The sequence below is a fragment of the Streptococcus sp. HMSC066F01 genome, assembly GCF_001837335.1.
Classification (GTDB): domain Bacteria; phylum Bacillota; class Bacilli; order Lactobacillales; family Streptococcaceae; genus Streptococcus; species Streptococcus oralis_S.
In genome coordinates this window covers 334,786-360,485 of the sequence record NZ_KV832118.1, presented here as the reverse complement: position 1 = coordinate 360,485, position 25,700 = coordinate 334,786, and the positions used below count along the sequence as shown (strand labels likewise).

21 protein-coding genes are annotated in these 25,700 nt (G+C 41.3%); 4 read left to right on the top strand and 17 right to left on the bottom strand.

The window, feature by feature from the left end:
* Nucleotides 1–60: 60 nt before the first annotated feature.
* The 13 genes from gyrB to HMPREF2655_RS05975 form a co-directional block, all read right to left on the bottom strand.
* Nucleotides 61–2,007, bottom strand: coding sequence for a DNA topoisomerase (ATP-hydrolyzing) subunit B (gyrB, locus tag HMPREF2655_RS06035; protein WP_070838120.1), 1,947 nt, complete (start codon nt 2,005–2,007; stop codon nt 61–63).
* A 13-nt stretch (nt 2,008–2,020) separates the two neighbouring features.
* Nucleotides 2,021–2,584, bottom strand: a complete 564-nt coding sequence (locus HMPREF2655_RS06030; RefSeq protein WP_049520806.1) for an HAD-IA family hydrolase — start codon at nt 2,582–2,584, stop codon at nt 2,021–2,023.
* Between the two features lie 460 nt (nt 2,585–3,044).
* The gene (locus HMPREF2655_RS06025; protein ID WP_070838118.1) at nt 3,045–7,577 is read right to left on the bottom strand and encodes a glycoside hydrolase family 70 protein; all 4,533 of its coding nucleotides are present in this window, start codon (nt 7,575–7,577) and stop codon (nt 3,045–3,047) included.
* A gap of 86 nt (nt 7,578–7,663) precedes the next feature.
* Complete coding sequence (locus tag HMPREF2655_RS06020) at nt 7,664–8,527, bottom strand: helix-turn-helix domain-containing protein (protein ID WP_000909920.1); 864 nt, start codon at nt 8,525–8,527, stop codon at nt 7,664–7,666.
* Nucleotides 8,528–8,898: 371 nt separating this feature from the next.
* Nucleotides 8,899–9,453 carry a DJ-1 family glyoxalase III gene (locus HMPREF2655_RS06015; RefSeq protein WP_001140928.1) on the bottom strand — a complete coding sequence of 185 codons (555 nt, stop codon included), beginning with the start codon at nt 9,451–9,453 and terminating at the stop codon, nt 8,899–8,901.
* Between the two features lie 10 nt (nt 9,454–9,463).
* The gene (locus HMPREF2655_RS06010; protein ID WP_049478874.1) at nt 9,464–10,687 is read right to left on the bottom strand and encodes an FtsW/RodA/SpoVE family cell cycle protein; all 1,224 of its coding nucleotides are present in this window, start codon (nt 10,685–10,687) and stop codon (nt 9,464–9,466) included.
* A 20-nt stretch (nt 10,688–10,707) separates the two neighbouring features.
* On the bottom strand, nt 10,708–13,182 hold the full coding sequence (locus tag HMPREF2655_RS06005) for a bifunctional DnaQ family exonuclease/ATP-dependent helicase (RefSeq protein ID WP_070838357.1): 2,475 nt from the start codon (nt 13,180–13,182) through the stop codon (nt 10,708–10,710).
* Nucleotides 13,183–13,381: 199 nt separating this feature from the next.
* Nucleotides 13,382–14,233, bottom strand: a complete 852-nt coding sequence (locus tag HMPREF2655_RS06000) for an NAD(P)H-hydrate dehydratase (RefSeq protein ID WP_000863083.1) — start codon at nt 14,231–14,233, stop codon at nt 13,382–13,384.
* 56 nt (nt 14,234–14,289) lie between these two features.
* Nucleotides 14,290–15,063 carry an HAD hydrolase family protein gene (locus HMPREF2655_RS05995; protein WP_000673625.1) on the bottom strand — a complete coding sequence of 258 codons (774 nt, stop codon included), beginning with the start codon at nt 15,061–15,063 and terminating at the stop codon, nt 14,290–14,292.
* A gap of 4 nt (nt 15,064–15,067) precedes the next feature.
* The gene (locus HMPREF2655_RS05990; RefSeq protein ID WP_070838116.1) at nt 15,068–15,925 is read right to left on the bottom strand and encodes a bifunctional methylenetetrahydrofolate dehydrogenase/methenyltetrahydrofolate cyclohydrolase; all 858 of its coding nucleotides are present in this window, start codon (nt 15,923–15,925) and stop codon (nt 15,068–15,070) included.
* Between the two features lie 148 nt (nt 15,926–16,073).
* Nucleotides 16,074–16,394 carry a TfoX/Sxy family protein gene (locus tag HMPREF2655_RS05985; protein WP_070838114.1) on the bottom strand — a complete coding sequence of 107 codons (321 nt, stop codon included), beginning with the start codon at nt 16,392–16,394 and terminating at the stop codon, nt 16,074–16,076.
* A 33-nt stretch (nt 16,395–16,427) separates the two neighbouring features.
* Entirely contained in the window at nt 16,428–17,162 is a 735-nt protein-coding gene (locus tag HMPREF2655_RS05980; protein WP_000140925.1) for an amino acid ABC transporter ATP-binding protein, read from the bottom strand.
* Complete coding sequence (locus HMPREF2655_RS05975; RefSeq protein ID WP_001011622.1) at nt 17,162–17,845, bottom strand: amino acid ABC transporter permease; 684 nt, start codon at nt 17,843–17,845, stop codon at nt 17,162–17,164. Before HMPREF2655_RS05975 ends, HMPREF2655_RS05980 begins: the two co-directional genes overlap by 1 nt.
* A gap of 191 nt (nt 17,846–18,036) precedes the next feature.
* Here HMPREF2655_RS05975 and HMPREF2655_RS05970 point away from each other — a divergent pair, with 191 nt between their 5' ends.
* Nucleotides 18,037–18,267, top strand: a complete 231-nt coding sequence (locus HMPREF2655_RS05970; RefSeq protein ID WP_000443577.1) for a DUF1797 family protein — start codon at nt 18,037–18,039, stop codon at nt 18,265–18,267.
* Between the two features lie 238 nt (nt 18,268–18,505).
* A complete protein-coding gene (locus HMPREF2655_RS05965) occupies nt 18,506–20,764 on the top strand; it encodes an ATP-dependent Clp protease ATP-binding subunit (RefSeq protein ID WP_042902514.1) in 2,259 nt (752 codons plus the stop codon).
* Between the two features lie 43 nt (nt 20,765–20,807).
* Here the strand turns inward: HMPREF2655_RS05965 and HMPREF2655_RS05960 are convergent, their stop codons facing one another.
* Nucleotides 20,808–21,422 carry a GyrI-like domain-containing protein gene (locus HMPREF2655_RS05960; protein ID WP_070838112.1) on the bottom strand — a complete coding sequence of 205 codons (615 nt, stop codon included), beginning with the start codon at nt 21,420–21,422 and terminating at the stop codon, nt 20,808–20,810.
* 54 nt (nt 21,423–21,476) lie between these two features.
* Nucleotides 21,477–22,379, bottom strand: coding sequence for a helix-turn-helix transcriptional regulator (locus HMPREF2655_RS05955; RefSeq protein WP_070838110.1), 903 nt, complete (start codon nt 22,377–22,379; stop codon nt 21,477–21,479).
* Between the two features lie 176 nt (nt 22,380–22,555).
* On the opposite strand from HMPREF2655_RS05955, the gene HMPREF2655_RS05950 reads away from it, so the two are divergent.
* Entirely contained in the window at nt 22,556–23,008 is a 453-nt protein-coding gene (locus tag HMPREF2655_RS05950) for an NUDIX hydrolase (RefSeq protein ID WP_065371688.1), read from the top strand.
* Between the two features lie 58 nt (nt 23,009–23,066).
* Nucleotides 23,067–23,366, top strand: a complete 300-nt coding sequence (locus HMPREF2655_RS05945) for a DUF1827 family protein (protein ID WP_000767203.1) — start codon at nt 23,067–23,069, stop codon at nt 23,364–23,366.
* Between the two features lie 71 nt (nt 23,367–23,437).
* On the opposite strand, the gene metK is transcribed toward HMPREF2655_RS05945, so the two are convergent.
* Together metK and HMPREF2655_RS05935 are read right to left on the bottom strand one after the other, a co-directional pair.
* Nucleotides 23,438–24,628, bottom strand: coding sequence for a methionine adenosyltransferase (gene metK, locus HMPREF2655_RS05940; RefSeq protein WP_049549844.1), 1,191 nt, complete (start codon nt 24,626–24,628; stop codon nt 23,438–23,440).
* A 447-nt stretch (nt 24,629–25,075) separates the two neighbouring features.
* A partial coding sequence (locus tag HMPREF2655_RS05935; RefSeq protein WP_142352136.1) for an LPXTG cell wall anchor domain-containing protein occupies nt 25,076–25,700 on the bottom strand: 625 nt, incomplete at its 5' end.

Sequence of the window (25,700 nt, the reverse complement as noted above, 5' to 3'; positions counted from 1 at the left end):
GAAACAATCGTAATGATTATATCATATTTTTTAAACCAAGGGAACTATTTCCCACATTTTTTAGACGTCAAGTGTACTGTAAACAGCGTTTTCTTCGATAAATTCGCGACGAGGTTCTACTCGATCCCCCATCAACATATCAAAGATTTTATCTGCTTCGGCAGCATCATCTACCGAAACACGCGCCATCAAGCGATGTTCAGGATCCATGGTTGTTTCCCACAATTGGTGGTCATCCATTTCTCCCAAACCTTTATAACGTTGGATGGTTGGTTTTGAACGCCCTTCACTATGACGTGCTAAGGCTTCTTGGAGTTTAATTTCTTGATCTGCACCAGGTTGAATGTATTCTTTGATCTCACTTCCAACTTTAACCCCATAAATTGGTGGTTGGGCAATGTAGACATAACCAGCCTCTAAGATTGGTTTCATATAGCGATAAATCAAGGTTAGCAAGAGAGTTCGAATGTGGGCTCCATCAACATCGGCATCGGTCATCAAAACGAGTTTTTGGTAACGAGCCTTAGTTACATCAAATTCTGCACCAAATCCTGTTCCCATGGCTGTGAAAAGGCTTCGAATTTCTTCGTTGGCAAGGATTTTATCCATGCTAGCTTTTTCAACGTTCAAGATCTTACCACGAATTGGCAAGATAGCTTGGAATTCACGATTACGACCAGATTTGGCTGATCCACCAGCTGAGTCTCCTTCGACGATGAAGAGTTCGGTTTCAGCAGGGTTGTTCGAAGAACAGTCTGCTAGTTTTCCTGGAAGATTGGAAATTTCCAATCCAGATTTCTTGCGCGTGACTTCACGCGCACGCTTGGCAGCCACACGAGCCTTGGCAGCCAAGATTCCTTTTTCCACGATACGCTTGGCGATCTGTGGATTTTCCATAAGGAAATCAGAGAAGGCATCGCTGAAGAGGCGATTGGTAATCTTGACTACTTCACTATTCCCCAGTTTGGTCTTGGTTTGTCCTTCAAACTGCGGATTTGGATGCTTAACTGAGATAACTGCTGTCAAGCCTTCACGGACATCTTCCCCTGTTAGGTTGTCTTCATTGTCTTTTAGCAGTTTATTCTTGCGAGCATAATCATTGATAACACGTGTCAGCGCTGTACGGAAACCTTGCTCATGCGTACCACCTTCATGGGTGTGAATGTTATTGGCGAAACTCATGACGTTTTCGTGGTAACCGGTTGTGTACTGCATGGCTACTTCAACTGTGATATCATCCATCTCACCGTCTGTGTAGATTGGTGTATCAAAGATAACATCCTTGTTCTCGTTGATATATTCAACGTAGCTAGCAATCCCACCCTCATAGTGGTAATGTTTAGTCTGTTCGAGACCTTCACGCTTATCTGTGATGGAGATTTGAAGACCTCGGTTCAAAAAGGCTAGTTCTTGAATACGTTTGTTTAATTTTTCAAAGTCAAAAGTTGTTGTTTCTGTAAAAATCTCTGGATCTGGTGTGAAGTGAACTGTTGTTCCCGTTTTATCCGTATCTCCAACCACCTCAAGATCAGCAACAACATGACCACGACGGTATTCTTGGTAATGAATCTTACCGTTTTTGTGAACATGGACATCTAGTTGAGTTGAAAGAGCGTTTACTACTGATGAACCTACACCGTGCAATCCTCCTGAAACCTTGTATCCGCCACCGCCGAATTTTCCTCCAGCGTGAAGAACTGTAAAGACAGTCTCAACAGCGGGACGTCCAGTTTTTTCCTGAATATCAACAGGAATTCCACGCCCATCATCCACAACGGTGATGGAATTATCAGGCTCTATAAAGACTTGGATGTGACTGGCAAATCCAGCTAGAGCTTCGTCAATTGAGTTATCAACTATTTCCCATACTAGATGGTGAAGACCTTCTTTTGAAGTCGATCCAATATACATACCTGGACGCATACGAACAGCTTCAAGTCCCTCCAAAACTTGAATTTGACTGGCATCATAATCTTGTGCCTGTTGATTTTTGATTTCTTCTGTCATTTTTTCCCTTTTCTTACATGTCTATTGCTTGTCTCAATGTCGCAACGTTATTAAAAAGATAGGCATCTAAGCCAGCAGCTTTACCTGCTTCTACATCAATATTTCTGTCACCAATGACCAAACCAGATGTAATATGATATTTATCACGTAAATAAATCATGGACTCAGGATCTGGCTTCCGTTTAAAGCCAGAACTAGCAGTCACCACCTCGGTGAAGTAGTTCGCTATCTGGGTCTTAGCAAGAAGTTCTAGTACTTGGTCATTTCGATGAGAAACCAAGAAATGGCGGCCACCCTTGTCCGAAATGTCTTTGAGTAATTCTGGAATTCCCTCAAACAAAACTGGATGTTCTAGCTCACGCGCTTCATTTTCTTTGTAGTTCTCTAAAAACCCCTCGATATTTGGTGCAAACTTCTCAATGGCAAAAGCTGTCGAAACCTTCAAAGCTTCGTAGACACGGTCGTGTTCTTGCTCTATTCCATATTGGGCTAAGGTTTCTACAAAGGCTGCTGTAGAAGACTCATAATTATCCAATAGGGTACCACCTAAATCCCATATATAGTCGTGATATTTCATACCCTTCATTATACCATTTTTTTATGAAAAAAGCGATGATTTCCTAGATTTTTCGGCTCTATAATTTCTATAGATAGTAAAACACTATTGCATCGATGGAGCCTTTTTGTGAAGAATAGCTCCTCTATGAATAATCAAGCAAAATCTTTCTTCTCTCAAATGTACAAATTAAAAAATAGAAACTACTAACAACCGCGTCATTATTCGCAAACGAAACGCTTTTGGATTTCCAAACTTTAAAAATAGAATCCTCATTGCTTTGAATGTCACAATAGAGTGCAGAAAAAGATTATTCCAATATGGAATCTCTTGTTAATTCATTTCAGTTTCCAATGATTCCTTCTTTCTTTTCAATTGTCATTTATTCTCCAAACAGGCAAAAAACGATAACGTCCTTTAAAGGAGTTATCGTTTTTGTATATCGTCAGATAAAGTTTGATTTTTATTGAGCTACATTCGATTAGTTTCTTCCGAAGTTTTGACCTCTACCATCGCGGTCAAAATACATCCAACTTCCATCTTCAAGTTGAATCCATTTGCTTCGAGCCATTTCTCCTGAATTGACATCGAAATATCGACTAACTCCATTCACATCAACAACTTTTCCTTTGACTTGCTTGCCGTCTTGCGTGAAATAGAGAGTCTGTTGACCAACCTGCTGCAAACCTGTCACTGCTTTTCCAGCTTGATCAAAATAATACCACTCATTTTGGGAACCTTCGACAAACTTGTTGGTTGCCATCTCTCCTGAGTTAGCATCAAAGTAACGGATACTCTTATCTGAAAGTGTCACGATTTTACCCTTGACTTGCTTGCCATCTTGGTCAAAGTAAAGTGTTTGTTTGCCAATCTTTTGAAGACCTGTCACTGCTTTTCCAGTTTGGTCAAAGTAATACCATTCGCTCTTGGCACCTTCTGCAAACTTGCCGACTGCCATTTCTCCTGAGTTAGCATCAAAGTAACGGATGGATTTATCAGCTAAAGTTACTACTTTCCCCTTGACTTGCTTGCCATCTTGGTCAAAGTAAAGTGTTTGTTGACCAATCTTTTGAAGACCTGTCACAGCAACTCCATCTGCTCCAAAATAGTACCAATCACTTGGGTTATCACCCTGAGCAAAACGATTAATAACAGCATTTCCTGAATCCTTGTCAAAGTAACGAAGTTTGCCATCCTTAGCACTCACAATCTTGCCCTTAACCTGATAGCCGTTTTCATCAAAGAATTGCTGTCCATCTCCTATCTTGACAAGACCTCGAGCCATAACGCCCTTGGCATCAAAGTAACGCCAATTTTCACCGTCAGTAGTGTAGTAACGGTTGAGAACTTGGGCACCAGTTTGATCATAGTAGTACTGATTACCATTTTCATCTTCACGGATAGAATCACGAAGTTGAATACCATTCTTCAAGAAATAAACGTGCTTGCCATCAATTTCATGAGCACCTGTTACAAGATAACCTCGTTTATCGAAGTAATACCAATTTCCATTTTCATCTTGGATAAAGGAATTTTTAGCTTGATAACCACTAGTTGAATAGAACTTGGTACCATTGGCATCACTAACAAATCCTGTGTAAGCATTCTTATTAACTAATTGCTTAGGCAATACGATCTCGCCATTTTTGTTAGTGAGATAGTCGTTGCTAGCCCAGTCTTTAAGAACATAGTAAGCACCACGACCTAAGATATTGGTACCATTGAAGTACTTAGCCGACCACTTGGTAATCTTCTCATCTGTTGTCATCTTTTGACCATTGGAAATCTGTACTCGTTCAAAGATCTCTGGATATTTAGCTTTAAGCTCATCCAAGTAGGATCCACCGTATTTACCTTGGAAATCAGTCCCATTGGTCTTACTATTAGCTACATAGAGTTTTTCCTTAATTTCTGCGCCTTCACGGTAGGTTCCATAGTTGTTGACACGTGTTGCTGTTACTACTTCCTTACCTGGTAGGTTATAGATTTGGTCTGGTACCCAGTCCGCGATGGCTTGGATATTGACACTGTGAAGCGCACGAAGAGCATTGAGCAAATCTTTTAGAGAACCATATTTATTGTTCTTGCTCATTGCCATATCGTAGCGGTCTTCAAAGGCATAACCATTCTGAATGATAGAATCTAAGAAGGTACCGTCTTGGCTAGATACATACTGAGGTGGTAGCTCAAATGAAGTTACTCCCCATTCCTTGAAGAGGTTGACATTTTTAGCAATGACTTTATTGGTATATTGGTCATCGCGGGTTGCAAAGTCTTGGAAGTTAGAGAAGCCTTCGTAAATCAACTGAGAATCAAGAGCTGCGCTAGATTCATAAACTTGACCACTAGCGTTTTTCTTCTTGCTTGCTGTTGTACGAGCATCCTGATCTGCCTTAGCGCCAACTGGTACCCAAACAGCCAGATATCCAGAAACTTGGACATTGCTGTAGCCTGCGATATCATTCATATCAAAGGTTAAAATACCATTAGCATCTGTCTTCTTCCAGAGAGATTGCGGCACTTCTTCATCAGTTAGATAACGGGAAATACCATCTTTGGTCGTCAAAAGTACAGGGCGATAGTATTGATTCTTGTGGGCTGCTCCCATATTGACTTGCAGTTTATCCCATACATTTAACTTGAGGTTAGGGTTGTTTGAAGCAATCACAGCCATCCCTTGAGTACGAGTTTCTGCTGTTCCTTCATCTGTTGCTTCATTGGCACCAGTACCGTAGCGGACAGAAGTCAAAATACCATTGTAAGACCATTTATCAGCCTCACGAGGTACACCCATATATGTGACTTTCATGTCTTGTCCACCTGCTACATACTTAATACGAGCACGCAACAAGGCATCGATAGCGTCGTGGTAAGGAGATTTTTTCTCCATGTATTGACCATCATCGGTATAGAGATCACCATAGTAGACCCGAGTGATAGAGTCTTTATTGGAGAGCATGAGAGCATGAGCAGTTGGGATGTTGAACTGCGTATATTTCTTGTCCGCCTTGCGCATATCTTCGTTGTAGATCTTGAAGGCTTGCTTGAGTTCATCCATGGTAAAGGTCAAACCATCCGTATTTGGATTGATATTTTCTCGAATGATGTCGGCAATAACAGTTTGTACTTCACTATCATGAGCCCGAACAAAGATATAGTTAGCCATTCGTTCGCCATTTTTCTTTTCAGAAGAACGGTCATTTAGACTATTTGTAATCGTTGGCTCTACTCCGCTACGGATAGATAGATTACGCATGAATGAATAAAGCAAGGACAAGCGTAGCTTGTTGTCAATTGCTAGTTGAGCACCCTTAGTATCTTTGTTGTAGTCAGGATCGTTATCAGACCAAGCTTCCAAGATAGACAAATGCTTAATAGCTTCTTCTTCACTTTCTCCAACCTTGTAGCGAGACTTGAAGTAGTCAGATGCGATTTGGAGCAAGTCTGCGTTGACATTGTCCACCGCATCGACACGAACTCCATCAAAATTAGCAGTCGGATCATTGGCTACGATGCTTCCAAAGTTCATCATAAAATGCAACCAGTTGAGTTGTTCGGCCTGAACAGCTGGATTAGAATTGTCAAAGTCGTTAGAGAGCAAGAACTCATAACCACCGTTTGACTTGTCAATGAAGTACTTAGGTGTACCTGTTTGACTAGTAGGGGTACGGTTAAGCAGACGGAACTTAGAGTCAGCATGAGAGCTCTTCTCATTATTAGTATAAAGCAAAGCTCCACCCTGCAAGTGGTCCTTTTTAGTACCAGTTGTTTCAGACTCTGACTTGATATTCCAGTTTGGCTGGGTTTTGACAAAGGCACCCATCAGCGTTCTCAACCATTTGGTATCGCCTTCTTTACCAATTTTTTCCTCAATTTTGCGCTGAACCTGCTGAGAAGCTCCTGTCAGGAGAGCTTGTTCAACTTTGTTTTCAAAAGCACCTGCTCCCAGACCTTGCTGGTTCATATAGTTGAGGTAATTAATCTGAGTACGTTTATCAGGCCACCAAGCCATCAAAATAGGACGTAAGTCTGTTTCTGTCGAAGCCGTCCATGTTTTTCCATCTTTTAAGATGAACTTTGGACGATACCAGCTATCTGCTGTCAAATAACCGTCTACAGTTTCAATATCCTTGTCAGTCGTACCATAGAAAGCATTCTTTTGGGAGAATTCATTATTGAGACTGCTGGTTCCTTGTTGGAACTGATATTCATTTGAATCAACTAAGGCACCAGTTTCTGCATCAAAATAAAGTATTCTACCATTAAGTTCAACTGCAAAGTTCTTTTTAACTGTACCATCGTCCTGAACATAGTAATTTTTACCATCAATGGTCTTAATATGAGATAGGACATCATCATCATGGTCAGCATTTACAGGTGCAGGTTGAGCCTGATCTGCCACCATTCTTTCAGCTACTGCTCCTTGTTTTTGAGCAGGTTCGGGCAAGCGATCTTTCTTTGCAACCTTTGGATTTGCAACAATCTTGTCTTCAACAGCCGATTTTTCTCGTTTGTCGCCTTCTTGGTCTTGGGCAGTTGTTGGCCCTGCTTGTTTATTCTGCTCTGCTACTTCTGTTTTAGGAGTTTCTGTGATTGCATTAGCAGCTTTAACTTCTTCTGCAACAGCAGCCTTTTCTGTAGATGCTTCTTTCGTATCTGCTGGTTTAGCAGGCTCTTGAGCATTGGTTTGAACTGTTGCTTCCGTATTTTCTGCTGGTTTAGCAGGTTTTTCACTAGCAGCAACATCGCCTGTCACCTTGTCTGCAGGGGTTGCTTTTTCTGCTTCTTTCTCAGAAGCTACGTTAGCTTGGGCTGGAGTTTGCTGACCCGGACCACTAGTCTGAGCTGTAGCAGGTTCTTGAACCACAACCTGCTTTACATCATCCGCATGGACAACGCCTGGTTCTAGACCAAGTACCTTTGGTGCTACAATAAGTGCCAAGGTAGTCAAAGCAATGGCTACCCAGTTTTTCTTAACTTTATGCATCTTATAATGAATCTTTTTCTCCATCATAAAACCTCCTTCTGAATTTAGTATAAAGTTATGCCCTTATTCTAGTATATTTTTCAAAATGATCTTTTTTTGTTGCACATCTACAACTATGAAAGGCAAATTCTTTCAAACTGTTCTTTAAGCTTTTGGGCAACACCAAAGGAATCTAAAAATTCAAAAAAAGATAGGCATTGCTCGATATCACTGAGAGCATTAGTATTCCCGACCTTATAGGCATACAGAGCCCTATGATACTTAATCAGCGTTCGATCATATAGATCTGTTTCAGGGATTTTAGAGTGGTCGAGATAATTGAGAAACCTCATAGCAACTAGCAGATGGTTTCCTTCTATACAGACGCTAATGACATTAAGTAGCATCTTGATAATACGGCGGCGATTTTCAGGTAGGTTGTTATAAAACTGGGTACGATTGATCATCTCACTAGCGAAGGTTTCCAACGTTTCCAAGGTCATCAAATCAACACTGTTTGTAAAAAGCCAGAGTTCATAACGTCCCCACTCCTCAACAGAAAAGAGATGATCCGTCAGGAATTCTATATCCTTCTTGCTAATCTGAAAATCTGAGCAACAGGAAGACAGAAGAGCTCTGACAATGATCGTATTGAGTTTATAGTTTTTCTTCTCAGGAAACTGTTCGGTCAAAGCTTCTGAGCTTGACAAAATATTTTGGAGCTTGACAACATTGTTTTCCTGATATGCATCAGCTACTTTTTTTGAAAACAGCACATCATCTGAATCAATGTAATTATGGTAAACATACTGAAACTCCTCTAGGGAAACGGCCATATTTTTTAAACAGCAATAAAAAGAATCAAGTGTGATCCCATTAACTCCCCGTTCAAAACGGGATAGCTGAGCTACGGAAATATCACCAGCAGCTACCTCTTTCAGGGACATTTTTTTTGATTCTCTAATGACTTTGAATATTTTTCCAAATGCTTTCAACATATCACTCCCCCAGTTTCGTATATGCAAAAAATTCTTACTAATTTTAATATACTAGTAACATGTTTCAATTATATTACAGAGAAAGTACTTTATATTTCAAATTAATACAAGCAGATTAATTCGCATGATAAGACCGTTTAATATAGCATTTATTGAATATTATATCTTTTCATGAATCTATTGATTTCAGTAGAAATCTGAACTATTCTATCTAACAACTTGAAAACACTAACATTTCTAGAGATAGATTCCTTCTTATGTTAAACGAATCTTGATTGATTTATAAAAGTTTGATATAAAATCGCAAGACAATCATATGAAACATTTTTTAGACATGGAGTAAATTAAAAAACGAGAGCCGAACTCTCGTCTTACTGTTGATTTCCAAAGACATCTCGATAGAGCATGCCGTCTCGTAAACTTTCAGCATCTCCTCCTAATTGCTCTACCAATTCATAGGCAAAGGCAAGTGCGGTTGACGGTCCTCGGCTAGTTGTTAGATTGCCATCCACAACTACTGTTTGCTTTTGATAAATTCCGTCAGTAATTTGCTCCTGAACTCCGTCATAACAAGTAAAGTGCTTGTCTTTCAGGACACCTGCTTGATGAAGAGCGATTGGGGCTGCACAGATGGCAGCAATTTTCTTTCCAGCTTGGTTAAAGGCTTTAATCTGTGAAATGAGCGCTTGATTATCTCGTAGGTGAGCTGAGCCTGGCATACCACCCGGAAGAACGACCAAGTCATAGTCGGACAAATCGCCATCAAAAACACGATCAGCTTTCACCTGAATGCCATGCGATCCTGTCACCTGCTCTTCAAATCCTACCATATCACATGAAATGTTTGCTCGACGCAAGACATCAACTACTGTCAAGGCTTCAATTTCTTCAAAACCCTGGGCTAAAATAACTGCTACTTTTGCCATAGTGGCCTCCTTATTTGATTTGTTTTAGGACAACTTTCTTTCGTTTGAATGGAACTTTTCCACTTTTCTCTTCTGCTAGATTGGTCTGGTAACTCATAGACAAGAGGAGACCGACACCGATGAGGTTACTAATAATTGCGGATCCCCCTTGAGAAATAAATGGCAGAGGAATCCCTGTCAAAGGAAGTAAGCCTGTCACGGCACCGATATTTTCAAAGATATGGAAGAGCAACATCATGATAAAACCAGTCGAAATATAGGTGTAGAACTGGTTGTTTGACTTAAGTGTAATCTTCAACATCCGATAAATAAGAAGCAAGTACAGGGCAACCACAAAGACCGAACCAATAAAGCCAAAGTCTTCAGCAATTACGGTGAAAATCATATCGCTCTCGCGTACTGGAATGAGGAGATTGGACACATTGAAACCTTGTCCAAACAAGCCACCACTTCCAATAGCAATTTGTCCCTGCGCCTGTTGGTAAGTCGTTGTTTGCGCAAAGTCAAAGGGATTGAGCCAAGCCAAGATGCGGTTGATCTGGTAGGTTGGCATCCCAATCTGATGCAAGAAGGCACGTCCATCCTTGCTTATAAAGATGGCCATGAAGCCTACAACTGCAGTCACTCCTGTCGCAAAAACAGGAATGATAATCTTCCACGAAACACCTGAAAGGAGAACCATGCCTGCAAAAATAGCTACAAAGACCAAGGCAGTCCCCAAGTCACTTTGTAGGGCTAAGAGGATCAAGACTGGGATGGTAAAGGCAATCATCCAACCAATCAGTAGGAAATCCAAGGGAATAGTCCGTCGCCATTCCTTGTGTTTCTGAGTGAATCTTACAATGGCTCGAGCCAACATCAAGATATAGGAAATCTTCATGAACTCCGATGGCTGGAAAAGTGTCGTTCCACCAATCGATACCCAGTTCTTGGCACCTGTTGACGCTACAAGATTTGGATTGTAGAAAACAAGAGGTAGGACCATCAAAGCTAGCCCTAGACCATAAAGATAGGGAGTCACCTTCCATAAAAACTCGGTATTAAAGAACATGACCACAAATCCAATGACAAGACCCAAGGCAATCCAAGCGATTTGCTGACCTAGAATTGGTAATACATTATTTGGATAGTCATGACTAACTGCTATATAAATGGCCGCTACTCCAATCACCAGTAAACAAAACACTGGTAGGAGGAGGCTATAATCGACTCGAGAGTCGAAGGAACGTTTCATATTTTTTACCTTTTCTCTTTCTAGGATTTTTCTTTCATTCTATTGCGACGAGATTGGAGAAAATCAGCTACAGCAGGCTCTAGCTGTTCTCTAGAAAGAACCTGAACAGCCCTTTCTTTTGACAAGGCCTGAGCGATTTGTTTGCCGTAACGCTTGCTAACGACACGACTGTCTAAGATTAGAGCAATCGAACCTTGGTCAGATCGTCTAACAGTACGACCAAGGGCTTGCTTTAGTCGAATGATCGCCATCGGTAACTGATAATCATAGAAAGGATTCTTCCCTTCTTGACGCAGTTCTTGGTTTAATTTTTTGGTTAACGGTTCTTGGGGATTTTGGAAAGGCAATCTCGGAATCACTTGGATCACGCAAGGATGGGTTGAAAAATCAACTCCTTCCCAGAAACTACCTGTTCCAAGCAAGATCTGGCGTTCGCCTTTTTCAAAACGTTTTTTCAGTTGGCTTGGTTCCCCATTTTTATACTGAGCTAGATGCGGTTGGTCTAGCAGGTCCGAAACTGCCAGCAACATCTCTTTTGAGGTAAACAAAACCAATAAGGGTTCTTGAAAGGCTTGTAAGCTTCGAATGACAGAAGCCACTTCACTAGCATAGTCAACAGGCGAAACTTCTGTCACAAGAGGAAAATCATTGACTAGAAAGACTTCTTGTTGCTCCTGTTTTGCTACATCAAGCCTAACAAGTGGAGCATCCGGAAATCCCAATAAATCTGCTAGGGAAACCCGATTGCTGATTTCAAGAGTAGCCGATACTCCTAGGAGCCTACAATCTTCTGGCAATAAGTCTGCTAGTATAAAGCGGCCTTTTTTACTTGAACAAATCAAGACATCCTTGCTCGATTTCTCTGCTGTAGCAAGCCAAAATTCACGGTCCGAGGTGAAAAAGTTTGCAAGCTCTCGATACTCTGGGAGAGCTAACTCCGAAAAATGCTGGCGCAACTCTTCGAGAGAATCCAACCACTTTCCATTCTTAAGGCCTGACTGATAGTGCTCCATCAAGTAACGACATTCAAAGCCGATACTCTCAAGCAAGCGTTTCTGAACCAAATCTTCCTCTGACTCTAAGGACTTTTCAATTTGAGTTACAAGATCCTCTAGGCGATAAGCCTGCTGGGCTAGATTTTCGAGAGCTAGCAGCATTTTTTGAGCTTCATCCAAAATCACCAAACGATTGTCGACAAACTCGGGATTGTCTTCCAAACGAGTGACCAGATAGGCATGATTGGTCAGAAGAACACGACTGGTCTCGGCCTTTTCCTGCCCTCGTTTCCAAAAATCCTCTGTAGCAAATAAACTTTTCTTTGAAAGCTTACCATCGTGGACTAGTTCCGGCAGAAAGTGCTGGTAGCGATAAAGCTGCCCGATTTCGTCCAAGTCACCAGTCTCTGTCTCTGTTAACCAGATGAGCAGTTGCATTTTAAAACGTGTGAAAAGGCGATTGGACTCCGGTCGATGGAGGACTCGGTGAAAGGCATCCAGTTTCAAGTAATTTTGAGGCCCCTTGAGACTATGAATTTCCAGATGGAAGACCTCTTTTAAGCGCTGACCTTCTTCTTGCATGATTTGATTTTGAAGAATTTTGGTCGGAACGCTCACTAGGATTCCAGCTTCACTCTCCGAGTTCAAAGCTGGAAGGAGATAACCATAAGTCTTGCCCAGTCCCGTTTGGGCTTGGATAAAGGAAGTTTGGTGTTCTTCCAATAATTGCTCAACCTTCTCCGCAAAATCCAGCTGCTGTGGACGTTCCTCCAGCCCCAATAAAGAAATGTTTTTAGCAAAGTCTTTGGATAACTTTTGTGGGACTAAGGCTTTGCTTTCCTTTCTGAGGAAAAGCCCATGAAGTTCCATCAAGTCGGGCGAAGATAAGAGAGATTGTTGCTGATAGACCTCCTCAATCACCAGATAACTTTCATAGAGAAGGTTGTCTGCAAGTTTTAGCAAGCTTTCTAAGAGCCCTTTTGGTAACTCAAATAGTTTTTGACGCATGTAGAGCAAGAGTTCAGCTGTTGCCTGAGCATCTGACAGGGCAGTATGGGCATGTTCCAGCTCAATGCCCAACTCTTGACAAAGGATACCTAAGTTATACTTTTCAAACTGAGGATATAGAACTTGGGCAAGCTCAACTGTATCCACCCGCGGTGTACGCAATTCATATCCTTCAAAAAAGAGAAATTCTGCAAGAAGGTTGGCATCAAACTGTACATTGTGCGCAACAAAAATACCGTCCTTAACCAATTCAAAAATTTTTCCGGCCACCTGAGAAAACTCTGGTGCCGCAGCCAAACGCTGATCGGTCAGACCCGTTAATTCTTTGATATGAGAATCCAAGGGTTCATGGGGATTGACATCGGTCGCATACTGATCAATGATTTCACCATTCTCAATCACCACAATGCCTACTTGAATAATTTTTGCCTTGCTTCCGGTGCTGGTCGCCTCTAAATCAACGACCACATACCGATCATTTCTCGCATTCATCATTAAAAATTATATCAAAAAAAGCATGATTTGACACCCCTCAACTTTGATAACAATCTCGCTTTCCTTGCGAGTTTGAGTAAAAATCAAGACCTTAAAAGTGAGAATTTCACGCAAGTTCAGCAGTTGGTCGCTAGTTCTGAGGTATTTGAAAACCTTATCAACAAAGCTACATCAACATAAAAAGGCAACCAAGGTATTAGCTGCCTTTTTGAGATATTTTTTTCATTGTTTTCGGAAGAGCTTTACTAATTTCGGTAGGCAAGACAAGGTAGTTTTCTTGAGCTAGTTCTTGCGCAATAGCTGAATGAAGGTGAGTTGCTGCCACCACTCTCTCATAGAGACTGACTTGGTGAAACTGACCTGCAAAACCTGCAATCATCCCAGCCAGAGTATCTCCCATCCCACCAGTTGCTTGATAGGGACCTCCAACCTGTAACTGATAATATTCAGACTGACCAGCTTTCCAGATACGAGTCGCTGAACCCTTCTCGACTAGAATCGTCCTTTGAGGAAAAGCAGAAAGAGCCCTAGCAGTCGCCTCTGTATTTTGATGGTCAAGAACTATACCAGACAGTCTTTCCCATTCCTTTTGGTGTGGGGTTAGGATGAGCTGACTAGATGGGAATGTCAAATGAGCTTTTGCTAAGATGCCCAAAGCACCGCCATCTGCAATCAAAATCTGGTCTTTTCTAAGGCTGTCAAAGACCCGTTTTACGAGTTCTTCTCCGAATGCATCCTCTCGCAAACCCGGACCTAGCAAGACAACTTCTGCCTTTTCCAACTGCTCTTTTAACAATTGCTGATCTTGAAGAGAAAATGCCATGGCCTCAGGTAAATGACTGTGCAGAGCCGGAATATTTTCCTTATCCGTGCCAACAGTCACCAACCCTGCCCCGCTTTTGACAGCTGCAATGGCTGACATGATGATAGCTCCCCCATAAGGATAGGTCCCTCCCAGCAAGAGCAGGCGACCGTAATCTCCCTTATGGCTGTGACGACAACGTTCAATAATAACTTTTTCTAATAAAGTTTGATCAATCACTTTCATCGATTTTTCCTCTCACTCCATTATACTACAAAAGGAGGGGCAAACCTCCTTCTACACTATTTTCCCTTAAATTCCGCAAAGGTCTGTAAGATTTTAGCTGCCACTGCTGGAGAAGGTTCTCCTTTTAGCTCTAACGTGTCATCTGCATATGGAGTAAGGCCAGCAAAGTCTCCTATCTGGACTGAATAAAGAGACGTTTTAAACAATTCAATATCGTTTTGGTCATTTCCAAAAGCGATGAAGTTCTCCCCGCATAACTTTTCAACAGTTGTCGCCTTATGAGTATCCAAGGGATTAACATAAAGGCACTTTTCATGCGCATGATAGGAGAGATGAGCCTGGCCTAGTCTTTCTAGCTGACCAAGCAGATCATCAAGCAAATCCTCATGGTCACCCATATAAACGACTACCTTAATCGGAGTCCCTAAGTCCTCAAGTTTCTGATGACGAGCCACCTTTAGGGGATCCACACTGGAAATAAATGGAATCTTCTCTACAATCTGTCCACTATAGTCAAAGCAATCATCTACAAAGAAAGGGAGATTATAAGTCTGGCAATAATCCACTAGCGCCTGATAAACTCTAGCATCAAGATTCCTTTCGAAGATAGCCTTCCCCAAATGATAGGCTACGCCACCATTCAAACCTATGACTAAGCGCTGACTGAGTTCAGAACCTAATAAACCCAAACAATCCCGATAAGAGCGGGCTGAGGCAAACACAAGCTCATGCCCATAATCTTCAGCCTTTAAAAGAACCTGCTGAATCTCCTCATCTATGGTCATGTAGTCAAAAGATAGCGTTCCATCCAGGTCAAATACGAATTTCATTTTCCTAGTCCTTGTTTAGTGTTCGAAGCGCTGCCTGATAGGTTTGCTCCATTAGCATAGTAATAGTCATAGGACCAACTCCACCAGGTACAGGAGTGATGTGACTAGCAAGTGGTGCAACAGCATCATAATCAACATCTCCACAAAGCTTGCCATTTTCATCTCGGTTCATCCCAACGTCAATGACAACCGCTCCTGGTTTGACAAAGTCAGCAGTCACAAACTTAGCGCGACCGATTGCAACCACAAGAATATCCGCCTTAGCAGCAACCTTGGCAAGATGATGGGTGCGTGAGTGAGTCAAAGTCACAGTCGCATTCTTGGCTAAAAGAAGCTGAGCCATCGGTTTTCCAACAATATTTGAACGACCGATGACAACCGCATTTTTACCTTCTAGATCAATCCCATATTCATGAAACATCTCCATAATTCCTGCAGGTGTTGAAGGAATCATAACTGGATGACCAGACCAGAGGCGACCCATGTTTAGGGGATGGAAACCATCCACGTCTTTTTCGGGGTCAATAGCTAATAAAACTGCCTCTTCGTCAATATGTTTTGGCAAAGGTAATTGAACCAAAATCCCATGCCAAGCTGGATCTTGATTGTATTTGGCAATCAAGTCTAACAATTCCGCTTGGGTAATGGTCTCTGGAACTCGCACTACTTCACTACGGAAGCCAGTAGCGAGAGCTGACCGTTCCTTGTTGCGAACGTAGACTTGGCTGGCAGGATTGTCCCCCACCAAAATCACTACCAATCCTGGAACTAGACCTGTTTCTTCTTTTAGTTTGGCAGTCTTTTCAGCCAACTGTCCTTGTAACTTAGCTGCAAGAGCCTTCCCATCAATAATCTGTGCCATATCTCTTCTCTTTTCTATCAAATATCCTCTATTATATCAAAAAATAACTCGCCATTCTAACACTTCTTGCCTAATGGACCCTATAGTCTGAAACTATAAGAAAAAGCCCTTGTCGAGCTTTTATGCCTATTTATACTAGGTGAATCTGTCATGCTTTCTTTTTGACTTTTGGAGCCGGTAAGACTTCATACATCTCCTTGATTAATCTCATTAGAAATGATTTATCTTCAATGTCTTCTATCAAAATCATCTCCTTAGCTCCTTCATAAGGACGTTCAAGCCTAGTCTGTCCCAGTTGATCCATGACCAGCTTCACAGGCTTCAGTAACAAACGATTATCATAGATTCCCCCAATAATCTTCCCACGATAATAAAGGATATACTCTCCCATCATTGGACGATAACTCATCTCCTCTAGCTCTGATAGCTGTTCGAGAATAAAATCTAAATATTCTTTACTGGAAGCCATGATGCCTACTCCATTTCTTCTAAAAATGAGGTATTACAAAACCTTACTCAAAAATTCCTTGGTTCGTTGTTCTTTTGTTTGATCGAAAATCTCCTCTGGTGTCCCATCTTCGACAACAACTCCATCCGCCATAAAGATGACACGGTCTGCTACCTCACGCGCAAAGCCCATTTCATGAGTCACAATCACCATAGTCATCCCTGACTTGGCAAGGTCTTGCATAACAGCTAGAACTTCTCCAACCATCTCAGGGTCTAGGGCTGAAGTCGGCTCATCAAAGAGCAAAACATCTGGTTCCATAGCAAGTCCACGTGCAATAGCAATCCGTTGTTGCTGACCACCTGACAAACTCTGTGGATAAGCCGTCGCCTTGTCTGGCAAGCCAACTTTTTCTAACAGTTCCTGTGCTCTTTTCTCCGCAACTTCCTTGCTTTCACCTTTGGTTTTAATTGGTGACAAAGTGATATTTTCCATCACTGTCATATTGGGAAAGAGGTTGAATTGTTGGAATACCATACCCATCTTTTCACGCATGGCAAAAAGGTCATTTTTCTTATCTGTGATATCAACTCCTTCAAAGATAACCTTACCTTTACTTGCTTCTTCAAGTAGATTCATCGAACGAAGGAGGGTTGATTTCCCGCTCCCTGACGGACCGATAATGACCACAACTTCTCCTCGTTTAATCTCAAGGTTGATGCCTTTTAAAACTTCATTTTTCCCAAAAGACTTATGTAGTTCTTCAATTTTAATCAAGGTTTCTGTCATTATTTCTTGTCTCCTTGTCCAATATGTTTTTCAAATGCTTTCAACGCCACTGTCAAAACAGAGGTCATAATCAAGTAATAAAAGGCTGCAAATAAAAGGGGAGTCAACGGTAAATAAGTTGTTGTTGCTACTGTCGTTGCACCATTCCACAACTCCATCACCCCAATCGCAGACAAGAGGGAACTATCCTTGATAATGGTGATAAATTCATTTCCAAGAGCTGGAAGAATATTTTTGATAGCTTGAGGCAAAATGACATAACGCATGGCATTTTTCGGACGAATACCAAGAGAGTAAGCAGCCTCTAACTGCCCTTTAGGAACCGCATTGATCCCCGCACGAACAGTTTCTGAAACGTAAGCTCCACTATTCATAGAAATAATCAGAATACCAGGAATCAAACGAGAAAGATCAACTCCTAAAATTCCCACTTGAATAGTCGGAGCATTGATATGCATAAGGGCAAAGGCAATCATTATTTGAACCATCATTGGAGTACCACGGAAGATCCAAACATAGACATTTGCAAACCAAACGAGCGGTTTAAAGCGTGAACGTTGAGCAAAGGCCAGTAACACACCTATAATGGTCCCTAAGCAAACAACAAGGATGGAAATCAATACGGTAATCAGAGCACCATAGTTAAAATATGGTAAATACTTTGGTAAAAAAGAAAAATTCATATTCAATCAACTTTCTATGTATTAGATTGTATGATTATAACATGAATTGAATTAAAATGCAATCCTTTTTCCCTAATTTTAACAATTAACTTGATAGAATAGAGAAATAGAGAGAAATCACAGTTTTTTTCTAGTCAACTACCTCTTGTTTATGGTAAAATAGAAACGATAAGAAATGGAGGAGAATCAAAATGGAATCACATTTGGTTAGAATCATTAACCGCCTAGAAGCAATGACAAAAGATGGTGGAAATCTAAAACGTAATTTTGAACGTGAAGGTGTTGTTGTCGCAGAAGTTGCATACAGCCACGACGAAGAAAACGGATCACTCTTCACCCTTCGCGATGTAGAAGCTCGTGAAACTTATACCTTTGATAGCATTGATTTGATTGCAATGGAGATCTACGAACTCCTTTACTAATATAAAAACAACGGGCAGTAAGGCCCGATGAATGAGAATCCTTTTTGTCACCGCAAATGGGATTTTTTCTTACCTTCAATGTCGCTGGATTCTCCATAAATCCTTCTTTTAAAAACGACCACTTCCCAATCTTTTTACTTGCTTTACACCTTAATCATGCTATAATGAGAGTATAAAACTTTGACTATTCTTGACCTTTTTCTTAGGCCAAGTATAAGAATGAAATGAGGTAGATGTTATGCTCTGTCAAAACTGTAAAATTAACGACTCAACAATTCATCTGTATACCAATATCAATGGACAGCAAAAGCAAATTGATCTTTGTCAAAACTGCTATAAAATTATCAAAACAGATCCAAATAATACCCTCTTTAAAGGAATGACTGACTTAAACAATCATGACTTTGATCCATTCGGCGACTTTTTCAATGACTTGAACAATTTCAAACCTTCTTCTAATAACGTCCCTCCAACTCAATCTGGTGGGGGATATGGAGGAAACGGTGGTTATGGACCTCAAAACCGAGGCCCACTTCAAACACCTCCTAGTCAAGAAAAAGGACTCCTAGAGGAATATGGTATCAATATTACTGAGATTGCCCGTCGAGGAGATATTGACCCTGTTATCGGTCGAGATGAGGAGATTATCCGAGTTATCGAAATCCTCAACCGAAGAACCAAGAACAATCCTGTTCTTATCGGAGAACCTGGTGTTGGTAAAACAGCTGTTGTAGAAGGTCTAGCTCAGAAGATTGTCGATGGTGATGTTCCCCATAAACTCCAAGGCAAGCAGGTCATCCGTCTGGATGTGGTTAGCCTAGTTCAAGGAACAGGGATCCGAGGCCAATTTGAGGAACGTATGCAAAAACTCATGGAAGAAATTCGCAAACGCGAGGACATCATCCTCTTTATCGATGAAATCCATGAAATTGTTGGCGCTGGATCTGCTGGCGATGGCAATATGGATGCAGGAAATATCCTCAAACCAGCCCTTGCCCGTGGTGAATTGCAATTGGTTGGTGCCACTACTCTCAATGAATACCGTATCATTGAAAAAGATGCTGCTTTGGAACGCCGTATGCAGCCTGTCAAAGTTGATGAACCAACTGTCGAAGAAACCATTATCATCCTCAAAGGGGTTCAAAAGAAATACGAAGACTACCATCACGTCAAGTACACAGACGCTGCTATCGAAGCTGCTGCAAATCTTTCCAATCGCTATATCCAAGACCGCTTCTTGCCAGACAAGGCTATTGACCTGTTAGATGAAGCTGGTTCTAAGATGAATCTGACGCTGAACTTTGTTGATCCTAAAGTGATTGATCAGCGTTTAATTGAAGCTGAGAATCTCAAGGCTCAAGCTACTCGAGAGGAAGACTTTGAAAAGGCTGCCTATTTCCGCGATCAGATTGCCAAGTACAAGGAAATGCAGAAGAACAAGGTGACCGATCAGGATACTCCTATCATTAGCGAGAAAACAATCGAACATATCATTGAGCAGAAAACCAATATCCCTGTTGGAGAACTCAAAGAAAAAGAACAGTCTCAGCTTATCCATCTAGCAGACGACCTCAAAGCTCATGTCATTGGTCAAGATGAAGCTGTCGATAAGATTGCTAAGGCCATCCGTCGTAATCGTGTTGGACTTGGAACTCCTAACCGCCCAATCGGAAGCTTCCTCTTTGTCGGACCAACTGGTGTCGGTAAGACAGAACTTTCCAAACAACTAGCCATTGAGCTCTTTGGTTCTGCTGACAGCATGATTCGCTTTGATATGAGTGAATACATGGAAAAACACAGTGTGGCTAAATTGGTCGGAGCCCCTCCAGGCTATGTAGGCTATGACGAAGCTGGTCAACTGACTGAAAAAGTTCGTCGCAATCCTTACTCTCTCATCCTTCTCGATGAAGTTGAAAAAGCCCACCCAGATGTGATGCACATGTTCCTTCAAGTATTGGACGATGGTCGTTTGACTGATGGGCAAGGACGAACAGTTAGCTTTAAAGATGCTATCATTATCATGACTTCAAATGCGGGTACCGGTAAGGCCGAAGCCAGCGTTGGTTTTGGAGCTGCTCGTGAAGGTCGAACCAACTCTGTCCTCGGTGAACTCGGTAACTTCTTTAGCCCAGAGTTTATGAACCGTTTTGACGGCATCATCGAATTTAAACCTCTCAGCAAGGACAACCTTCTCCAAATCGTCGAACTCATGCTAGCGGATGTCAACAAACGCCTCTCTAGCAACAATATCCACCTCGATGTGACAGACAAGGTCAAGGAAAAGTTGGTTGACTTAGGTTATGATCCAAAAATGGGGGCACGCCCACTCCGCCGTACTATTCAAGACCATATCGAGGATGCCATCACTGACTTCTACCTTGAAAACCCAAGTGAAAAAGACCTCAAGGCAGTTATGACAAGCAATGGCAATATTCAAATCAAATCTGCCAAAAAAACTGAGAAAACAGAAGAGATTGCTTCTGAAATAGAAGAATAAATCTCATAAAAAGAACAGGAAACAAGATTTCCTGTTCTTTTTTTTAATTCTCTTCTTGAACTTGATAGCGAAGAATTGTTTTTAATTTGCTTGGCTCCGTTCGATGAAGGTTATTGAGATAAATTTCTCGGTGGACTTCCGAAGTTCTTTTGAGTTTATGAAGTTGACAAAAATGATCCATCTCTGCAAAAGTCTCATTTTCAGTATCAAAAGGTCCTACATGAAGCATAGCAAGGATTTGGCCTTCTTCTATCATTTCAAAACGAATAGCCTCATAGAGAGGATTTGGCTTCTTGATTTTGACCTCGTTCAGAGCTACCTCAAATAGTTCTCGCGTAATAAAATCGGGTTGCCCAATCATAATGCTATAAGAAAGCTCACTTTTTACCAGTTCTCCCTCCTTCTCCTTTTTCCATACACCTTCTAAAGGAAAGACTGTAAAATCCGTGTAAACCTCATCCAGAGGAGCTTTTTTATACTTCATCTTTATCGCATAGGCTAAGGCATATAAGGCCCCTACGCGTTCTGAAAAATCTTCTTGATTTGGATCACCTTTACCATCAATCACGATATAGGATTGACCTGGCACCTGCAAGATGCTGGGCCTAGCTTTCACTTGATAAAGATTTTTTGCTTCTTTTCTCCATTCGTATTTCATTTGGTTCTTCTCCTTTCTATCTCTAGTATAGCACCAAAACCCTGACATCTTTTGTCAAGGTTTGTAAAGTTTTTGGATTTTTTCTAATCTAGAAAGCAATTCCTTCTTCAGATGATTGGGGGCGAGTATTTCCACCCCATCTAGATAAGACAGGAGGTAAGTATACAGACTTTCATGCTCTGGTAGGACTGTCTTGACATAATAACACCCATCTTTCCCCAAGCTAATCTCATCTTCTGAAAAATCTTCATAAACCCGGAAAGCAAGCTTGGGACTAAACTTCAAGGAAACTTTGATTTGATGTGCCACTTGATCTGAACCATCAACCCAATCCTCCACATTTTTCTGCTTCACAGTTTCAGTTGTTAGGTGATAGTTCCTAATTCTAGACAATTTGAAAAAACGCCACTCTTCCTTCAAACAACAGTAGGCATGAAGGTACCAATCTCTCTTTTTAAATACGAGTCTAAAGGGTTCGACTGTACGAATCGTTTTCTGACCACACCCACCTAGATAAGTAATCACCAGTTGCCTTTTCTCTAGAATAGCATGTTTGATGTTATCAAATAATTCTTTTTGACCTTCTCGCTTTCTCCAGTCAGTCATGTCTACTTCTATCCAAGGGCTGGGAGAAACTTGAAAAATAGATTCCAACTTTTCAAGTAACATATCTTGCCTGTCATCGGTCAGGGCTTGAATCCCTTGCAAAGCTGACAGAAGTTCTAATTTTTCATCCTCCGATACGAGAGTACGATCCAGAACAAAGTTCTTCATTAAAAAGATTCCGCCCGTCTTCCCAGGTATCGAATAAAGGGGAATCCCTGCCATACTCAACCGCTCAATATCACGATAAATCGTTCGTACAGATACTTCAAATAATCGGGCTAATTCAGGAGCTGTTGCACTGCCTTTTTCTAAAAGTAGATATAGGATACGAAATAGTCTTGATTCTGCCATAAAATCACCTCTCTTTTATTATACCAGTTATAGTACTAGGTCTAGAAAGTTTAACGAGACAAGGATTGACCAAGACAAAGTAGCTTTTTCTGCACCAGTTCGTTGGTTTATTCTTGACAGCTTGCCCCTCGTCCATTATGATAATAATAAAGATACTAGAGAATGAGGAAAATGCAATGGCAAACCCAACTTTTGGTGAAAAAAAAGTGAATGTGACCTACCAGCCCCGCTATGGTGTGTACGCAGTTATTCCGGATGCGGAGAAAAAACAAATTGTCCTAGTTCAAGCTCCCAATGGTGCTTGGTTCTTGCCAGGTGGAGAAATTGAAGCTGGCGAAGATCATCAAGAAGCACTAAAAAGAGAACTGATCGAAGAACTTGGCTTTACAGCTGAAATTGGAACCTATTATGGGCAAGCTGATGAGTATTTCTACTCTCGCCACCGTGATACCTACTACTACAATCCAGCGTATCTCTATGAAGCTATTTCTTTCAAAGAAGCACAAAAACCACTGGAAGATTTTAATCATATTGCTTGGTTCCCTATTGACGAGGCTATTGAAAAGCTCAAACGTGGTAGCCATAAATGGGGAATTGAAGCTTGGAAAATCCAGCATGGAATTGGCTAAAATACACGATTTTATCCAAAAAGTGCTATAATAGAGTTAGAAAATCGGAGGAACTGTTATGAAGCTTATCAACACGACTAATTCACACTCGCAACTTGTTAAAAGCCAATTAGAAAGCACAGACGCAACTCTTGTCGAGGTCTATTCTGCTGGAAACACAGATGTAGTTTTCACACAAGCCCCGCTTCACTATGAAATCCTCATTTCCAACAAACACCGTGCTATTCGTGAACCTGAAATCGAAACTATCCAAGACTTCTTCTTAAAACGTAAAATCGACAAGGAAAGCATTGATGAAGCCAATATCAAGACGCTTTATTCTGATAAATTGATTGAGATTTCAATCCCTATAAAATAAGAAGACCAGCCAAAAGCTGGTTTTCTTTTGCAAAAAAGATTGGTAGTACACAACTACCAATCTTTTTCATTTTATTTCACAGCTTCTTTCAAAGCCTCTACCTTGTCCAAACGTTCCCATGGAAGGTCAATATCTGTACGTCCCATATGTCCATAAGCCGCTGTTTGACGGTAAATTGGACGTTTAAGGTCCAGCATTTGAATAATTCCTGCAGGGCGAAGGTCAAAGATTTGACGCGCTGCTTTTTCAAGCTTGCTTTCAGCTACTGTTCCTGTACCAAAAGTATCGATACGAACGGAAACAGGCTGGGCCACACCGATGGCATAGGCCAATTGTACTTCTGCCTTCTTAGCAAGACCTGCTGCAACGATGTTCTTGGCAATGTAGCGAGCTGCATAAGAGGCTGAACGGTCCACCTTCGTCGCATCCTTACCAGAGAAGGCACCACCGCCATGACGAGAATAGCCACCATAGGTATCCACGATGATCTTACGACCAGTCAAACCTGAGTCCCCTTGAGGTCCACCGATTACAAAGCGACCAGTTGGATTGATGAAGAATTTTGTTTGCTCATCCAAGTAAGAGGCTGGAATAACTTCTTTGATAACCTTGCTAATCACATCATTGTGAATTTGTTCATTGCTAACTTCTGGATCGTGCTGAGTTGAAATCACGACTGTGTCCACACGTACCGGACGGTCATTTTCATCATACTCAACTGTAACTTGTGATTTAGCATCTGGACGGAGATAGCTGATTTCACCAGACTTACGAAGTTCTGCCAAACGACGAACTAGCTTGTGGCTGAGTGAGATTGGCAATGGCATGAGTTCTTCTGTCTCATCCACCGCAAATCCAAACATGAGCCCTTGGTCTCCAGCTCCAATCAAGTCAAGCGGATCTTGATCTGCATTTCCACGAACCTCCAAGGCTTCGTTAACCCCTTGGGCGATATCTGGTGACTGCTCAACAAGTGACGGATGAACTCCCACCGTCTCCGCAGAAAAACCATATTCTGTATTCGTATAACCAATCTCTGCAATGGTGTCACGAACCACACGGTTAATATCCACATAAGCATGTGTAGAAATTTCACCAAAAACATGGACGGAACCAGTGTAGACAGCTGTCTCAGCAGCAACGTGCGCATCTGGATCTTTAGCTAAAATAGCATCCAAAATCGCATCTGAAATTTGGTCTGCAATCTTATCTGGATGCCCCTCAGATACAGATTCAGACGTGAATAATTTACGTTCTGACATAAAAATGTCCCCCCTTAAAAAATATTGTTATAGAGTTACAAAGTACTGATAGGTATTTCTATAGTCTAAGAGTTACGACGCGAAAGAAATAAAAACGATGTTTTTTTATTTCTGAAGCTAGTAAGGCGCATAGGGTGACCGCGTTATAGCGGCAACCGTAGAAGGACGAGCGACTTTGGAGTCGTCATTCTTTGCGAGTACAAAGTACTGATAGAAATTTCTACCATCTTATCGGGACTATATAACCTTATCATTATACCACTTTTTGCTTTTTTTTGCAGTATTTTCTCGAAATCGAAAAAAGAACCTTACGGATCTTTTCTCGTCATAAAATTTCGGCTTGTGCTCCATAATACAGAAGGTCATACCTATGCTTATCTGCATACTTCATCTACAAACTACCTATTTTTTATCACAATGTTTTAACAAACAATCTTCCAGTTAGGTTTACTGTTCCTTTGACTTTCTATTGCTTACAGTTAAGCCAAGTCCAGCCATTAGGAGGCCAATTCCCACAATACCATAGTTCGCTGTATCATTACTTCCTGTATCAGGGAGTTTAGCTGCTTCTTGTTTATGAGCTGTAGCTACTGGAAGAGAGGTCGTTTGAATCGGATTCTCTGTCTGAACAACTGGTAGTGTTGTACGACGTTCTAGGTAGAATTGGTAATTATCTTTCGTTACCTTATAATTGTGTCCTTCAGTCACAGTTTCAACAATCAAAGACGCCACATCTTTAGTCAAGGTATCTCCAAATTGCTCACTTAAATCCAAAATTCTATTATCATTAGTAAAACCTTTGTAATATTTTTGGTAAGGACTTGAGGTTGCTACAATTCTCTCAATACCATTTGCAGTTAATGTTGCAATTGTGTCTGCAATCGTTGGAATTGACGGATTCTCCTTAATTGGAAAATCGGATAATAGGACAGCAAACCTTTTATTTTTAGGTGATTTTGACCAATCATATGTCGAAACAATTTGATTGAGTGCAGGTGTCGGCGTTTCTGCTGGATCACCTCCATTAGCAAGTTCAATTGCAGCGAGCGCTTTTTTTAGTTCGTCTGGATTA